General features: G+C 71.4%; 19 protein-coding genes. 7 read left to right on the forward strand and 12 right to left on the reverse strand.

The genetic code is table 11. The annotated features are described in order from the left end of the window. Positions 1–82 precede the first annotated feature (82 nt). On the forward strand, positions 83–859 hold the full coding sequence (locus tag RFN52_RS25615; protein ID WP_184849366.1) for an SDR family oxidoreductase: 777 nt from the start codon (positions 83–85) through the stop codon (positions 857–859). Here the strand turns inward: RFN52_RS25615 and RFN52_RS40300 are convergent. The 7 genes from RFN52_RS40300 to RFN52_RS25645 form a co-directional block, all read right to left on the reverse strand. After that, positions 757–1,233 (reverse strand): hypothetical protein, encoded by a 477-nt coding sequence (locus tag RFN52_RS40300; protein WP_508162251.1) that lies wholly within the window; start codon positions 1,231–1,233, stop codon positions 757–759. The two genes, RFN52_RS25615 and RFN52_RS40300, sit on opposite strands and share 103 nt — an antisense overlap. Then, on the reverse strand, positions 1,188–1,598 hold the full coding sequence (locus tag RFN52_RS40305; protein ID WP_508162253.1) for a DUF5829 family protein: 411 nt from the start codon (positions 1,596–1,598) through the stop codon (positions 1,188–1,190). Before RFN52_RS40305 ends, RFN52_RS40300 begins: the two co-directional genes overlap by 46 nt. A 58-nt stretch (positions 1,599–1,656) precedes the next feature. Beyond that, positions 1,657–2,358 (reverse strand): DUF4389 domain-containing protein, encoded by a 702-nt coding sequence (locus RFN52_RS25625; protein ID WP_184849368.1) that lies wholly within the window; start codon positions 2,356–2,358, stop codon positions 1,657–1,659. Positions 2,359–2,589: 231 nt separating this feature from the next. Beyond that, a complete protein-coding gene (locus RFN52_RS25630) occupies positions 2,590–3,705 on the reverse strand; it encodes an AI-2E family transporter (protein ID WP_184849370.1) in 1,116 nt (371 codons plus the stop codon). Positions 3,706–3,765: 60 nt separating this feature from the next. Continuing rightward, a complete protein-coding gene (locus RFN52_RS25635; protein ID WP_229856431.1) occupies positions 3,766–4,104 on the reverse strand; it encodes a hypothetical protein in 339 nt (112 codons plus the stop codon). Then, complete coding sequence (gene msrA / locus RFN52_RS25640; protein WP_184849373.1) at positions 4,097–4,765, reverse strand: peptide-methionine (S)-S-oxide reductase MsrA; 669 nt, start codon at positions 4,763–4,765, stop codon at positions 4,097–4,099. Before msrA ends, RFN52_RS25635 begins: the two co-directional genes overlap by 8 nt. A gap of 81 nt (positions 4,766–4,846) precedes the next feature. Next, positions 4,847–5,968 carry a hypothetical protein gene (locus tag RFN52_RS25645; protein ID WP_184849375.1) on the reverse strand — a complete coding sequence of 374 codons (1,122 nt, stop codon included), beginning with the start codon at positions 5,966–5,968 and terminating at the stop codon, positions 4,847–4,849. Between the two features lie 118 nt (positions 5,969–6,086). Here RFN52_RS25645 and RFN52_RS25650 point away from each other — a divergent pair, with 118 nt between their 5' ends. After that, the gene (locus RFN52_RS25650) at positions 6,087–7,241 is read left to right on the forward strand and encodes a cystathionine gamma-synthase (protein WP_184849377.1); all 1,155 of its coding nucleotides are present in this window, start codon (positions 6,087–6,089) and stop codon (positions 7,239–7,241) included. 18 nt (positions 7,242–7,259) lie between these two features. On the opposite strand, the gene RFN52_RS25655 is transcribed toward RFN52_RS25650, so the two are convergent. The 3 genes from RFN52_RS25655 to RFN52_RS25665 all read right to left on the reverse strand — a co-directional run bounded on the left by RFN52_RS25655 (position 7,260) and on the right by RFN52_RS25665 (position 8,722). Next, positions 7,260–7,508: a hypothetical protein gene (locus tag RFN52_RS25655; RefSeq protein ID WP_184849379.1), complete on the reverse strand. Its 249-nt coding sequence runs from the start codon at positions 7,506–7,508 to the stop codon at positions 7,260–7,262. A gap of 25 nt (positions 7,509–7,533) precedes the next feature. Beyond that, positions 7,534–8,037: a sigma factor-like helix-turn-helix DNA-binding protein gene (locus tag RFN52_RS25660; RefSeq protein WP_184849380.1), complete on the reverse strand. Its 504-nt coding sequence runs from the start codon at positions 8,035–8,037 to the stop codon at positions 7,534–7,536. Between the two features lie 178 nt (positions 8,038–8,215). Further along, positions 8,216–8,722, reverse strand: a complete 507-nt coding sequence (locus tag RFN52_RS25665; protein WP_174569459.1) for a MarR family winged helix-turn-helix transcriptional regulator — start codon at positions 8,720–8,722, stop codon at positions 8,216–8,218. 163 nt (positions 8,723–8,885) lie between these two features. Between RFN52_RS25665 and ilvA the strand changes: the two genes are divergently transcribed. From ilvA to RFN52_RS25680, 3 genes are all read left to right on the forward strand, one after another. After that, the gene (gene ilvA, locus RFN52_RS25670; RefSeq protein WP_184849382.1) at positions 8,886–10,115 is read left to right on the forward strand and encodes a threonine ammonia-lyase; all 1,230 of its coding nucleotides are present in this window, start codon (positions 8,886–8,888) and stop codon (positions 10,113–10,115) included. Between the two features lie 151 nt (positions 10,116–10,266). Continuing rightward, on the forward strand, positions 10,267–11,244 hold the full coding sequence (locus RFN52_RS25675; RefSeq protein ID WP_184849384.1) for an ATP-binding cassette domain-containing protein: 978 nt from the start codon (positions 10,267–10,269) through the stop codon (positions 11,242–11,244). Then, positions 11,241–12,098, forward strand: a complete 858-nt coding sequence (locus tag RFN52_RS25680) for an ABC transporter permease (protein WP_031132720.1) — start codon at positions 11,241–11,243, stop codon at positions 12,096–12,098. Before RFN52_RS25675 ends, RFN52_RS25680 begins: the two co-directional genes overlap by 4 nt. A 57-nt stretch (positions 12,099–12,155) precedes the next feature. Here RFN52_RS25680 and greA read toward each other — a convergent pair whose 3' ends face one another. Further along, a complete protein-coding gene (gene greA, locus RFN52_RS25685) occupies positions 12,156–12,653 on the reverse strand; it encodes a transcription elongation factor GreA (RefSeq protein ID WP_031104770.1) in 498 nt (165 codons plus the stop codon). A 179-nt stretch (positions 12,654–12,832) separates the two neighbouring features. Then, on the reverse strand, positions 12,833–13,231 hold the full coding sequence (locus tag RFN52_RS25690; RefSeq protein WP_184849386.1) for a DUF4307 domain-containing protein: 399 nt from the start codon (positions 13,229–13,231) through the stop codon (positions 12,833–12,835). 147 nt (positions 13,232–13,378) lie between these two features. Between RFN52_RS25690 and mca the strand changes: the two genes are divergently transcribed. Both mca and RFN52_RS25700 read left to right on the forward strand, forming a co-directional pair. Next, the gene (gene mca, locus RFN52_RS25695; protein WP_184849388.1) at positions 13,379–14,260 is read left to right on the forward strand and encodes a mycothiol conjugate amidase Mca; all 882 of its coding nucleotides are present in this window, start codon (positions 13,379–13,381) and stop codon (positions 14,258–14,260) included. Continuing rightward, positions 14,253–14,579 (forward strand): hypothetical protein, encoded by a 327-nt coding sequence (locus RFN52_RS25700; protein WP_184849389.1) that lies wholly within the window; start codon positions 14,253–14,255, stop codon positions 14,577–14,579. The genes mca and RFN52_RS25700 overlap by 8 nt, the downstream gene beginning before the upstream one ends. The last annotated feature ends 260 nt before the right edge of the window (positions 14,580–14,839 follow it).

Consider the following 14,839-nt stretch of genomic DNA (forward strand, 5'->3'; position numbering starts at 1 on the left):
CCTCGCGCGTCACATCGCCGTGCCGCCGCACGTCATACCGGCGAAAGGCGACATCACACGGCGAACGAGCTGGGGAGCAGTCATGACATCACCGATCCTGGTCACCGGCGGCACGGGCACCCTGGGCGGCCACGTCGTCCCGCTGCTGCGCGCCTCCGGCCACGGCGTGCGGATCCTCACCCGGCACGCCCGACCCGCCACGGACGGCATCGCGTACGTCACCGGCGACCTGCTGAAGGGCGAGGGCGTCGAGGCCGCCGTCGACGGGGTGGAGACGGTGCTGCACCTGGCGGGCGGCCCCAAGGGCGACGACGAGTCCACCCGCACGCTGGTACGCGCCGCATCCCGGGCCGGCGTACGCCACCTGCTCTACATCTCCGTCATCGGCGCCGACCGGGTCCCGCTGGCATGGATGCGGACGAAGCTGGAGTCGGAGCGGGCCGTCGCCGGTTCGGGCATCCCGTGGACGACCTTGCGCGCGGCCCAGTTCCACGACCTCGCGTTCACCATGGTCGAGAAGATGGCGAAGCTGCCGGTGTTCCCCGTCCCGGGCGGCCTCCGGCTCCAGCCCGTCGATGCGCGCGAGGTCGCCGCGCGCCTCGCGGAACTGGCGCTCGGCGCCCCGTCCGGCCTGGTCCCGGACCTGACCGGGCCGGACGTCCACGACCTCGCCGCCCTGGCCCGTCCCTACCTCGGTCTGCTCGGCAGGCGCCGCCCGATGCTGCCGGTGCGCATCCCCGGCAAGGCGGGGCGGGCCTACCGGGCGGGGGCGAACCTGACGCTGGACGGGGCGCAGGCCGGGAAGCGGACGTGGAAGGAGTTCCTGGGGGAGAGGCTGGGCCGGGCGGTGTCCCTCTGACCCCAGGACCCCTGCCCGCTGTGCCGGGCGGGTCCTGCTCCTCGAAGGTCCACACAGCGCGTGACCCCGGGCCGACCACGAGGGCCGAGTGGCCGATCCGCTCCACGTGCCGGTACGACACCGTCTGGTTCAGCGACATCTCGACCTGCCCCAGGCTCACCCGCTCCACGGGCACGGAGTCGAAGCGGATCGTCGTGCCGCCGCCGTCCGCGACGACGCCCCCGCCCGGCAGCGCCCGGACCGCGAAACCGTCGGCCTTCGGCAACGGCACCGTGCCGGCGACGTCCCGTGTCGGTCACCGCGAGCCGGATCCCGGTCACCTCCCGCATCAGGCGGTCGCGGTAGGAGTCGGCCAGGTAGCGCTCGCGGCCCACGTCACCGGGGTGGGAGGCGGGCTCGGAGCTGGCGCGCGGGTCGGCGAAGTGCTCGGGCCGGTACTCCCGAACAACTCCAGGTAGGTCTCGCGCCCCGTCGGACAGCGGCCGGTCCAGGTCTGCCCGCCGGTGCCGGTCGTGGTGCGGACCTGGAAGGCGGCGAAGTCCCGCAGACAGGAGGAGTGCTCGATGGCGTCCGCGGTCTCCCGGTCGAGCACGCCGTGGGCGTGGTTGCAGAACAGCAGTTGCCGCCCGGTCGCCGAGCGGTCCTGCTCCGCCCGTGCGGTGCCCGCTCCGCCCTGGACAGCCCCCGCGGAGGCCAGAGCGATGACCATGACCAGCTGTGACGCTCGTCTCAGGACCATGCGACGGAGCGTAGGGCGGCAGGAGACGCTTCCGCTGTGAATGGCTCCCTTTGCGGGGTCAGGCCTTGGTCAGCGGGGAGCCGGGCGGCGAAGCCGGTGGTGAGGCCGGTGCGGGCTCCTGCCCGCCCATGTCGAGCCGGAACGGCGGGTACTGGTCCGTCAGCAGCGTGGCGTAGGCCGCCACCCGCGCCGTCCAGCGGGCCAGACCGATCAGGAAGTCGAAGAGGTGCCGCGGGTAGCGGGCGGTGAACAGCAGGATGACCACGGCCACGAGGGAGAGATACGGCAGCAGCCCGCCGCCCGGCCAGTCGTCCCCGCCGCCCCAGCCCCCGCCGCCACCGGCGATGATCGCCACGGCGATGTACTGGGGGATCGCCAGCAGCCACCACTTCACCAGCACCAGTCCGCGCGACAGCCGCTCCGGGTAGACGACGTCGAAGCGCGCCGGGTAGTCGGGCACGTCGGCGAGGGTGAACGGCGGGTACCGGTCGGTGCCGAGCGCGGTGTGCGCGTAGTAGCCGACCCGCCAGTTCCAGCGCAGCACGCCGACGCTGAAGTCGAAGAGGGAACGGGGGTAGCGCGCGGTGAACAGGACGGCGAAGAACGCGATCACGGTCACGAAGGCGAAGGCGATCCACAGGAAGAACAGCACGATGTAGTGCGGGATGGCGAGCAGCCACTTCACCAGCCACAGCCATCGGGACAGCCGGGGATCGAGGGACGCTTCCAGACGTACGGGTGACGCGGCGGCAGGAACCATGGGCGGCACTCCTCTCGCCTGCAGACTCGCAAGCGAGGAGCGGCCCCGCGACCTGGACGGGGCCGTTCGCGCGCCCGGCTTCCGGGCTCCCGGGCTTCCGGGCTCCCGGGCGTCCGGGCTTCCCGGCTACGGGCCTGGCCGGTCCGGTGATGGGCCATGGGCCAGGGCCACGGGGTGCGCGGCCCGGTCACCGGCTCCGGTTACCGCCCCCGGCCCCCGGCTGCCCGCCCCTCAGGACGGCACGACAACGCCGGCGTCCGGCTCGCCGGTGCTCGTGTCGTCCGTCGGGACGACCAGTTGCTCCCGTACGTAGTTCCAGACCACCGCGATCAGCGCGGCGATCGGTACGGCGAGCAGGCTGCCGACGATGCCGGCCAGGCTGCCGCCCAGGGTCACCGCCAGCAGCACGACGGCCGCGTGCAGGCCCAGGCCACGGCTCTGGATCATGGGCTGGAAGACGTTGCCCTCCAGCTGCTGCACCACGACGATGATCGCCAGCACGATCAGCGCGTCCGTCAGGCCGTTGGAGACCAGTGCGATGAGCACCGCGACGAACCCGGCGAACAGGGCGCCGATGATCGGCACGAACGCGGAGACGAAGGTCAGCACGGCCAGCGGAAGCACCAGCGGAACGCCCAGGATCCACAGGCCCAGGCCGATCAGCACGGCGTCGAGCAGGCCCACGGCCGCCTGGGACCGTACGAAGGAGCCCAGGGTGGCCCAGCCCCGCTCGAACACGGCCGGCACGTCGGTGGCGAGCCGGCCGGGCAGCTGACGGGACAGCCACGGCAGGAACCGCGGGCCGTCCTTGAGGAAGAAGAACATCAGGAACAGCGCGAGGACGGCGGTGACGACACCGTTGACCACGGTGCTCACTCCCGTGACGACCGCGCCCACCATGCTGCCGACGCCCTCCTGGGCGCGCGAAACCGCACTGTCGAAGGCCTGGTTGATCTGCGCGTCGCCGATGTTGAGCGGCGGCCCGGCGGCCCACTCGCGCAGCCGCTGGATGCCCTCCACGACACCGTCGGTCAGCTCCCCGGACTGGGACGCCACCGGCACGGCGATCAGCGCGACCACGCCGGCCGCGACCAGCAGGAACAGCACGGTCACAACTGAGGCGGCCAGCGCGGGCGGCCACCCCCGGCGGCGCAGGAACCGGGCCGCGGGCCAGGTCAGCGTGGTCAGCAGCAGTCCGACCACGAGCGGCCACACCACCGACCACATCCGGCCCAGCAGCCACAGGGTCACGGCCAGCCCGGCCAACACCAGCAGAAACTCCCCGGACACGCGCGCGGATATCCGCAGCGCGGCACGGGATCTGTCGGAACTCAGAGGCGCAGTCACCCAGGCACCCTATTGGCTGCGAGCGCGCCCGCAGCAGCCCCGTCCCTCGGAAGGGGGCCCTCAGCGCATGGAGTACATGCTGAAGATGTACAAGGCCGCTTCGATCTGAGTCCGTGTGCGGTCATCGAGCTCCCCGGTGAGCCGGACGAAGACGACGGACGAACCGGGGTCGGCCGCGACCAGCAGGGTCATGGGGACCCGGCCCGACAGGGGGTAGTCGTACCAGCCGCCGGGCTTCTCCACGTCGGTGCCGGGCAGGGCGTTCTCGACGGCCTGCCAGTCCAAGTCGTCGAAGTCGTAACCCGTGAACTCCGAGACCGACTCGCAGAACGGCCGCAGGCTCTCCTCGAAGATCCAGCCCCCGCCGAAGGACGCAGCGGCGCCCGTGGAGTCACCCACCGGCCCTGGCCACACCGATCGGGCAGGACACTCCGGTCCCGCCGATGCCGCAGTAACCCGCGGGGTTCTTGTCCAGGTACTGCTGGTGGTAGCCCTCCGCCGGGTAGAAGGGGCGGCCCTGCGTCGGGACGATCTCCGTGGTGATGCTGCCGTAGCCGGAGGAGGTGAGGACCTTCTGGTACGCCTCGCGGGAGGACTTGGCGGTGGCCTCCTGCTCGGGGGTGTGGGTGTAGACCGCCGAGCGGTACTGCGTGCCCACGTCGTTGCCCTGGCGGAAGCCCTGCGTGGGGTCGTGGGACTCCCAGAACGTCTTGAGGAGGCGCTCGTACGAGATCCGCGCCGGGTCGAAGACCACGCGCACGACCTCCGTGTGGCCGGTCAGGCCCGAGCAGACCTCCTCGTACGTGGGGTTCTCGGTGTGGCCGCCCTGGTAGCCGACGAGCGTCGTCCACACACCGGCCGGGAGCTGCCAGAACGTGCGCTCGGCTCCCCAGAAGCAGCCCAGGCCGAAGTCGGCGGTCTCCAGGCCCTCGGGGTAGGGGCCGAGCAGCGGGTTGCCGAGGACGGTGTGGCGGTCGGGGACCGTGAACGCCCGCTCCGGGCGGCCGGGCAGCGCCTGCTCGGGGGCCGGCAGGTGGGGCGTGCGGCTGTGCGGGAACATGCGGTCTCCAATCGGGGCGACGCCCTCTGCAACCTGCCGGGACTCCCCGGAATTCCGGTGGGGAGACCGCACGGGCGGGCGTCAGTGCGGCAGGCTCGCGGGGCTGCCGCCGTTCGCCTCGTAGCCCGCCACCGCAAGCGCCCGGTACACCGCGAACTCCGCCGCCGGGTCGGCGGACAGCGTCCAGGGCAGGGCACCCACGTGGCCGTCGATGTGGACCAGCTGGTTCATGGCCTCCGACCAGCGCTCGCTGCGGACCAGGAAGAACACCAGCATGTGCCGGACGTGCGCCAGCATCGGGTCGTCCGGGCGGGCCGAGTGCACCGCGTGCAGCGCGCCGTGGACCGCCTTCGTGACGACCTCGCTCTGCCAGAAGCTCGCGACGAGGGTCACCTCGGGGAGGTGCTCGAACACCGCGAAGAGGGGCATCGCCGAGAGGAGGGAGCCCCGGGGCGCCCGGGCCGCCGCGGCCTCTGCGAACGAGTAGGCCTCCGCACGGGAGCCGTGCCACTTCTCGCACCAGTAGTGCAGCGCGGCCAGGTGCGCCCCCATGTGGGCCGGGGCGCGGTCCAGGATCTTCAGCCAGATCTGCTCGAAGTCCTTCTGGGAGTAGCCGAGACCGCGGGCCACCGACAGCTCGACGATGTAGGGGATCGGGTCGCCGGGGGCGAGCAGCGCCGCCTCGCCGCACGCCGTCCTCGCCTCCTCCATGATGATCCGGAACTCGTCCGTCCCCGGTGTGGCCGTACGCCAGGCCTGCTGCACCAGGAACTCGGCGTGCACCGCCGCACCGCCCGCGTCCTTGGGCGCCTCGGCCCGCCACACGCGCAGCCACTGCCCGCCCGGGGCCTCGCTCACCCCGCCGGGCCGCCGCGAGAGCTCCAGCGAGGCTGCGCCCGCGAAGGCCTGCACGCGCTGCCAGCGCCGCTCGCCCTCCGTCTCCGTGCCCGCCAGGAGCTGCTGCGCGGCGCGGTGGTCCTGCGTGCGCTGCACCACGTCCAGGACGTCCATCAGGTCCTGGTCGGGGCCGGGCATGCGGATGTCGAGCTCCTCCTCCAAGGCGAAACCGTAGTTCGCCGGGTCGGCCGCGTCCGGGTGGTCGGGCGAGACCAGCCCTATCGCACCACCGCGCCTGCGCCGCAGGAAGGGGAGCAGCACGAAGCCCAGCATGACCAGCGCGATCAGGACCCAGAGAATCTCCATGCAACAAGCGAACCAGACCGCGCCGACAATTGGCCAACCTGCTCCCCGAACCTGTGGAAAACCCCGCGTCACCCGGACCCCCGGCACTCTGCGCCGCGGCGCACTACCCTCGGTGCTCATGAGCGACAGGCACATCAGTCAGCACTTCGAGACGCTCGCGATCCACGCGGGCAACACCGCCGACCCCCTGACGGGCGCGGTCGTCCCGCCGATCTACCAGGTCTCGACCTACAAGCAGGACGGCGTCGGCGGCCTGCGCGGCGGCTACGAGTACAGCCGCAGCGCCAATCCCACCAGGACCGCGCTGGAGGAGAACCTCGCCGCCCTGGAGGGCGGCCGCCGCGGTCTCGCGTTCGCGTCCGGGCTGGCGGCCGAGGACTGCCTGCTGCGTACGCTGCTCACCCCCGGGGACCACGTGGTCATCCCGAACGACGCGTACGGCGGCACGTTCCGTCTGTTCGCCAAGGTCGTCGCCCGCTGGGGTGTGGAGTGGTCGGTCGCCGACACGAGCGACCCGGCCGCGGTGCGGGCCGCCGTCACCCCGAAGACCAAGGTCGTCTGGGTGGAGACCCCGTCCAATCCGCTTCTGGGCATCACCGACATCGCCGCCGTCGCCCAGGTGGCCCGGGAGGCGGGCGCCCGCCTCGTCGTCGACAACACCTTCGCCACGCCCTACCTCCAGCAGCCGCTGGCGCTGGGCGCGGACATCGTCGTGCACTCGCTGACCAAGTACATGGGCGGTCACTCCGACGTCGTGGGCGGCGCCCTGATCACCGCCGACGCCGGCCTCGGCGAGGAGCTGGCCTTCCACCAGAACGCGATGGGCGCGGTCGCCGGGCCCTTCGACTCCTGGCTGGTGCTGCGCGGCACCAAGACCCTGTCCGTGCGCATGGACCGGCACAGCGAGAACGCGGCCAAGATCGCCGACATGCTCACCCGGCACGCGCGCGTGAGCAGCGTGCTCTACCCGGGGCTGCCGGAGCACCCGGGGCACGAGGTCGCCGCCAAGCAGATGAAGGCGTTCGGCGGCATGGTGTCCTTCCGCGTCGAGGGCGGTGAGGAGGCGGCCGTCGAGGTGTGCAACCGGGCGAAGATCTTCACGCTGGGCGAGTCCCTGGGCGGTGTCGAGTCGCTGATCGAGCACCCCGGCCGCATGACGCACGCGTCCGTGGCCGGCTCGGCCCTGGAGGTTCCCGGCGACCTGGTGCGTCTGTCCGTGGGCATCGAGAACGCCGAGGACCTGCTGGAGGACCTCCAGCAGGCGCTCGGCTAGACCGGCTCAGTCACCGGGTCACCAGCCGCTCAGGGGTGGAGTCGTCTCGGACGGCGGCTCCACCCAGGGGCGGGCCGTCAGCGCCCACACGGTGAACGCCAGGGTCGCCGCGAGCAGCAGCAGCCACAGAGCGCGGCGGGCGAGCGTCCGGCGCCGCAGCATGCGGCCGCCGCGGCGCACCGCCTCCGTGTGGATCTCGGGCGGCAGGGGGCGTGGTGCCTGCTCCAGGAGCCGTCGTACGGCCGCCTCGCGGTCGTTTCCGCTCATGTCGCCCTCAGGTGGCGGGCCGGGTTCATGACGGCACCGCCTTGGTGGCGGTCACCGCGGGCGCCGGGCCCCGCGGCCGGTGCAGCAGGGTCGACGTGGCCCGGTGGCAGATCGCCCGTACACGCTCCGGGGACAGGCCGAGCAGGGCCGCCGTCTGCTCCTCGGCGACGCCTTCGTGGAGCCGGAGGACCAGGACCAGCCGTTCCTGCGGGGGCAGCGGGGCCAGGGGGCTCGCGGGGTCCGGGCGGGAGCGGCCGAGCCCGCCGTGGTGGTGCCACGCCCCGCGCGCGAAGCGGACGGCGAGGTGCGAGCGGGTGCGGTCGTAGGGGTCCTCGCCGCGCAGCCGGTCCCAGCTCGCGTACGTGTGGGCCAGCGACAGCGTCAGAAGGCGCCGCGCGCGGGGGTTGTCGTCCGGGGCCTCCGCGGTGAGCAGCGTGGCGGCGTGCAGCAGCCGCCCGGCCGCGCCCGCGACGAACGCCTCGAACTCCCGGGCGCGACGGGTTGCCCGGGACGCATGCCGTTCCAGCACCGCGCCTCCCGCCTGACGGCGACCCTGAGGATGCGGGCACCCGGCCGCATCCGACGGGGCCCTGTCTCATATCAGGCCAGGGACGGCCCCGAGGTCAAGAGCCGCGCACGGCCCGGACGGTGCCACGCACGCGTGGAGGCCCGGCCGTCGTACGCGATGCCCCCGCGCGGCAGGGCGTTCAGGACGCCGGATCCGCCTCCGGCCCCGGCACCCCCTGTGCCGCCATCCGTGAGGACAGGGCGCTGTTGAAGCGCGTGAGGAGATCGCAGAACGCCTCGCGCTCCTCGGGCTGCCAGTCGTGGGTCAGCTCGGCCATCAACTGCCGCCGGGAGGAGCGCACTTCCTCCAGCCGGGCCTGGCCGCGCGGGGACAGCTGCAGCACCACCGCGCGCCCGTCCTCGGGGTGCGAGGTGCGCTTGACCAGGCCGGTGTCGACGAGCGGTGCCACCTGCCGGGTGACCGTCGACGAGTCGATGCCCATGCTCGCGGCGAGCGCCTTGACGCCCATCGGGCCTTCCTTGTCGAGGCGGTTGAGCAGCAGGTACGCGGCGCGGTCCATGGAGTTGCGCACCTGCCCGACTCCGCCGAGCCGGGTCTGTTCGGCACGGCGGGCGAACAGCGCCACCTCGTGCTGCAGCGTGTCGAGAAGACCGGTGTCACCGACGGTCGTCATGTCCATCGACATTTCAGGTGTTGTGGGCATGGCCGGGGGCTCACTTCGTGGAGGGCTGGCAGATTGGGGGACAGGGTACGCGGCCGGAAGGCGGGCCGTACCGGCGCTGCGCAAAGCGGGTCTCGGAGGTTGGTCACAACGGTCGTTCCCGCCTGTGAACTGCGATGCTGGAGTCATGAGCTACAGCACGGCTGACTCCTTTCGGCCCGTCACCCTCGACGACGTGCGCGGCGCGCAGAAGATGCTCTCGGGTGTGGCGCGGGTGACCGCGATGGAGGGCAGCAGGCACCTGTCCCAGATGGTCGGTGCGCCGGTCCACCTCAAGTGCGAGAACCTCCAGCGGACGGGCTCGTTCAAGCTGCGCGGCGCATACGTCCGGATCGCGGGTCTGCTGCCGGAGGAGCGCGCCGCCGGTGTCGTCGCCGCGAGCGCCGGCAACCACGCGCAGGGTGTGGCCCTCGCCTCCGCCCTGCTCGGCGTGCGCTCCACGGTGTTCATGCCGAAGGGCGCCCCGCTGCCCAAGGTCAGCGCCACCCGGGACTACGGGGCCGAGGTGCGGCTGCACGGCCAGGTCGTCGACGAGACGCTGACCGCGGCGCAGGAGTACGCGGCCGAGACGGGCGCGGTGTTCATCCACCCCTTCGACCACTCCGACATCATCGCGGGCCAGGGCACGGTGGGCCTGGAGATCCTGGAGCAGTGCCCGGAGGCCCGCACGATCCTGGTCGGCATCGGCGGGGGCGGGCTGGCCGCCGGGATCGCGGTGGCGGTGAAGTCCCTGCGGCCGGACGTGCGGGTCGTGGGCGTGCAGGCGGCGGGCGCTGCGGCCTACCCGCCCTCGCTGGCGGCGGGCCGGCCGGTGTCGGTCGAGAACCCGGCGACGATGGCCGACGGCATCAAGGTCGGGCGGCCGGGCGACGTGCCGTTCGGGATCGTCGGCGAGCTGGTCGACGAGGTGCGCACGGTCAGCGAGGACGAGCTGTCCGCCGCGCTGCTGCTGTGCCTGGAGCGGGCCAAGCTGGTCGTGGAGCCGGCCGGGGCGAGCCCGGTCGCGGCGCTGCTGAGCGAGCCCGGCGCCTTCGAGGGCCCGGTGGTCGCGGTGCTGTCCGGCGGCAACGTCGACCCGGTGCTGATGGAGCGGGTGCTGCGGCACGGCATGGCCGCGCAGGGCCGCTACCTGGCGGTCCGCCTGCGGCTGACGGACCGGCCCGGTGCTCTTGCCACTCTTCTGGGCGCGTTGTCAGTGGTCGACGCTAACGTCCTCGATGTGAGCCATGTACGAACCGACCCGCGGCTCGGGCTCACGGAGGCGGAGGTCGAGCTGCACCTGGAGACGAAGGGCCCGGCGCACTGCGCCGAGGTGGGTCAGGCGCTGCGCGAGGCGGGTTACACGGTCATCGGCTGACCGGGCTCCCTGGCCCGTCCAAGATCCTTTCGTCTTGCTGAGAGTGACGAGGAAAAGCGCATTGTGAGACGCGATACATCGCGTTATGGTGTGTCGGTGCGAAGCCTCACCGGACGTCTGTCCGGTCATCCCCGAAGACGTGGAGACTCATATGCCAGGCGCCATCTACGCCGAAGGTCTGGTCAAGACCTTCGGTGACGTCAAGGCCTTGGACGGCGTCGACCTCGACGTACCCGAGGGCACGGTCCTCGGCCTGCTCGGGCCGAACGGCGCGGGCAAGACCACCACCGTCCGCTGCCTGACCACCCTGCTGCGCCCCGACAGCGGCCGGGCGGTCGTCGCCGGAATCGACGTGCTCAAGCAGCCCGACGCGGTCCGCCGCTCCATCGGGCTGTCCGGCCAGTTCGCGGCCGTCGACGAATACCTGACCGGCCGGGAGAACCTCCAGATGGTCGGCCAGCTCTACCAGATGCGGGCGAAGGCGGCGAAGGAGCGCGCGGCCGAACTGCTGGAGCAGTTCCACCTCGCGGACGCCGCCGACCGCCCCACCAAGACCTACTCCGGAGGCATGCGCCGCCGCCTCGACCTCGCGGCGGCCCTGGTCGTCTCGCCGCCCGTGATGTTCATGGACGAGCCGACGACCGGCCTCGACCCCCGCAACCGCCAGCAGCTGTGGGAGGTCATCAAGCAACTGGTCTCCGGAGGCACGACGCTGCTGCTCACCACCCAGTACCTGGAGGAGGCCGACCACCTGGCGCACGACATCGCGGTGGTCGACCACGGCAAGGTCATCGCCCAGGGCACCTCCGACCAGCTCAAGGCCCGCACCGGCGGCGAGCGCGTCGAGGTCGTGGTGCACGAACGCGAGCACATCCAGGCCGCCACGGAGGTCCTCGCCGGATTCGGCAAGGGCGAGACCACGGTCGAGGAGCACATGCGCAAGCTCACCGCCCCCGTGACCGGCGGCGCCAAGCTCCTCGCCGAGGTCATCCGCGAACTGGACACGCGGGGCATCGAGATCGACGACATCGGCCTGCGCCGGCCGACCCTCGACGACGTCTTCCTGTCCCTGACGGGACATGTCGCCGAGGCCAAGGACCAGGAGAACGACAAGGAGGCCGCCCAGTGAGCGCCGTCACCGACACCGTGCGGGTCGCGCCGGCCGCGAACCCGGTCAGCCAGTCGATCCGCGACTCGATGGTCGTCGCCAAGCGGAACCTGATCCGCATGTCCCGGATCCCCGAGATGATCATCTACGGGCTGATCCAGCCGATCATGTTCGTGGTGCTGTTCACCTATGTCTTCGGCGGCTCCATGCAGATCGGCAACAGCACCAGCGCCGCCGACTACAAGAACTTCCTGATGGCCGGCATCTTCGCGCAGACCGTCACCTTCGCCACCGCCAGCTCCGGCGCCGGCATCGCCGACGACATGCACAAGGGCCTCATCGACCGCTTCCGCTCCCTGCCCATGGCACGCGGCGCGGTGCTCACCGGCCGCACCCTCGCCGACTCCGTGCAGACGGCCCTGACCCTGGTGGTCCTCGCCGTGGTCGCCCTCCTGGTCGGCTGGCGCGTCGGCTCGGACGGCAGCACCAACGCCGCCAAGGTCCTCGCCGCCTTCGGCCTGCTGCTCCTGCTCGGCTACGCGTTCACCTGGATCGGCGCCCTGATCGGCATGTCCGTCCGGACCCCCGAGGCGGCCACGTCCAGCGGCCTGATCTGGCTCTTCCCGGTCACGTTCATCTCCAACGCGTTCGTGGACACCAGCCACATGACCCCGTGGCTGCGCCACATCGCCGAGTGGAACCCCTTCAGCGCCACGGTCCAGGCCTGCCGAGTGCTGTTCGCCAACCCGGGCCAGTCCCCGTCGGACGCCTGGCCCATGCAGCACCCCGTCTGGGCCTCGCTGATCTACTCGATCCTGATCCTGGTGGTCTTCCGGACCCTGGCGGTGCGCAAGTACCGCTCGGCGACGGCATGAGAATGCCCCCGGGGCCGCTGCGGCACCGGGGGCAGACCAGGGTTCGGAAGGGGCGGGTCAGCCCTCGTACGGCTCGGCCTTGAGGATCTTCACCAGGGCCTTCTTGCCGTTCGGCAGCTCGTACTCCGCGTCCTCGCCGACCTTGTGGCCGATCACGCCGGTGCCCAGCGGGGACTGCGGCGAGTACGTCTCGATGTCGGAGCTCGCGTATTCGCGGGACGCGAGCAGGAACGTCAGCGTGTCGTCCTCGTCGCCGTCGAACGCGATCGTGACGACCATGCCGGGCGCCACCGCGCCGTCCGCGGCGGGAGCCTCGCCGACCTTGGCGTTCTCGAGGAGCTGGGTGAGCTGGCGCACACGGAGCTCCTGCTTGCCCTGCTCCTCCTTGGCCGCGTGGTACCCGCCGTTCTCACGCAGGTCGCCCTCTTCGCGCGCAGCGGCGATCTTCGCGGAGATCTCCGCCCGCGCGGGACCAGTAAGGTGCTCAAGCTCAGCCTTGAGCTTGTTGTACGCCTCCTGGGTCAGCCAGGTGACGTTCTCGCTGGTCTGGGTCACAGGTGCTCCTCGTAGGTACTGGGAATACAAAGCATCGCCCTACCCAGAAGAATGTTCCTTCACGGAAGGGCGAAACCACGAGCCTAACAATTCAGGGGCCCAAGGGGGAGGACATAAGCCACCAGATTTACGTCAATGCAGGTCAGGTACTACGTATTCCAGGTGATGCCCGGTCGGCGTCAGCCGGTGTGGCAGCCCAGCAGCTCGGCCGTGGTCCCCGGGGAGGTCGTACGGAGAGTGACGACCTTGTCGATGCGGGTCCCGTCCCCGTCGAAGCGGAAGTCGGCCCGCCCTACCTCGGCCCCGTCCTCGGCCTGCGAGCGCACGGTGCAGTAGCCCTTGGCGCCGGCGTCCTTGCGGACCTCCAGATGCACCTGCACGGACTTCTTGCCCGGCTCGAAGCTGATCACCTCGGCGCTGATCTCGCTCTTGGCGACGTAGTGGTAGCCGAACCAGCCGACGAGCCCCAGCAGCGCCACCGCGAGGACGGCGCCCACGACCTTGAGCGTACGGTCGGCGCGCTCGTCCGAGGAACGGCCGTATCGGCCCTCGGGCAGTCGCGTGCTCGCCGTAGTCATGATCGTCCTCCTGGCAGGGCCGGGAAGCAGGTCCCGGAAGGGGCGCCGGCACCGGGCCCCGGAATTATTCGCCCCCCGATTCGGTCACTATAGAAGCCGCTGATTGCGCCGACGCACACAGGGCGCCGACTTACTGAGGATTGAGTCTTGACTGACCAGTTGCGACTGATGGCCGTTCACGCCCACCCCGACGACGAGTCGAGCAAGGGCGCTGCGACCATGGCGAAGTACGTGTCCGAGGGGGTGGACGTGCTGGTCGTGACCTGCACGGGCGGGGAACGCGGCTCCATCCTCAATCCCAAGCTCCAGGGCGACGCGTACATCGAGGAGCACATCCACGAGGTACGCAAGAAGGAGATGGACGAGGCCCGGGAGATCCTGGGCGTCAAGCAGGAATGGCTCGGCTTCGTCGACTCGGGCCTGCCCGAGGGCGACCCGCTGCCGCCGCTGCCGGAGGGCTGCTTCGCCCTGGAGGACGTGGACCACGCGGCCGGGGAGCTGGTGCGCAAGATCCGTGCCTTCCGCCCGCAGGTGATCACCACCTACGACGAGAACGGCGGCTACCCGCACCCCGACCACATCATGACCCACAAGATCTCCATGGTGGCGTTCGAGTCGGCCGCGGACACGGAGAAGTACCCGGAGGCGGAGTACGGCCCCGCCTACCAGCCGCAGAAGCTCTACTACAACCAGGGCTTCAACCGCCCGCGCACCGAGGCCCTGCACCAGGCGATGCTCGACCGCGGCATGGAGTCCCCCTACGGGGACTGGCTCAAGCGCTGGGACGAGTTCGGCATGAAGCAGCGCACGCTCACCACGCACATCCCCTGCGCCGACTTCTACGAGATCCGCGACAAGGCGCTGATCGCCCACGCCACGCAGATCGACCCGGACGGCGGCTGGTTCAAGGTGCCGATGGAGATCCAGAAGGAGGTCTGGCCGACGGAGGAGTACGAGCTGGCGAAGGCCCTCGTCGATACCTCCCTCCCCGAGGACGACCTCTTCGCGGGCATCCGCGACAATGCCTGACATGAGCGCAAGCGCAAGCCTGGCAATGACGCACCTCGTCTCCTTCGCCAAGGAGGTCGACGAGGACAAGGTCACCCCCGGCGTCCTCGGCTTCATCGTCTTCGCGGCGATGGCCCTGGCGGTGTGGGCCCTGATGAAGTCGATGAGCCGGCACATGAACCGGGTCGACTTCACCCAGGTCCCGGACCCGAAGGCGGAGCAGCCGGAGCGGCCGGAGCAGTCCCCGGCGGACGCGGACGCGACCGCGAACGCCGCGGACGCGACCGCGAACGCCGCGGAAGCGGAGCCCTCCAGCCAGGGCGCCAAGAAGCAGGGCTGACGCCCCACCCAGGGGGCACCACCCGTCGGCGGCCGGCGCCGATCGCCGCCGACGGGTGCGTGGCGCGCATCGCGGATCACACGTAGACGGTCACCCGGCGTGCCCCCCGGGGAGCGTCGCCCGAGAGGTGCAGCGCCGCCCAGGAGCGCGTCGCCCGTAGCGTGACGCATCCCAGGGGCCCGGTGCGTCCCTCGCCGACGGCGTCGGCGGCCCTTCCGTCCGCCGTCCCGGCCGTCTGCCGTCCCGGCCGTCCCGAGGCG

Origin of the sequence: Streptomyces collinus (genome assembly GCF_031348265.1) — a bacterium.
Classification (GTDB): Bacteria; Actinomycetota; Actinomycetes; order Streptomycetales; family Streptomycetaceae; genus Streptomyces; species Streptomyces collinus.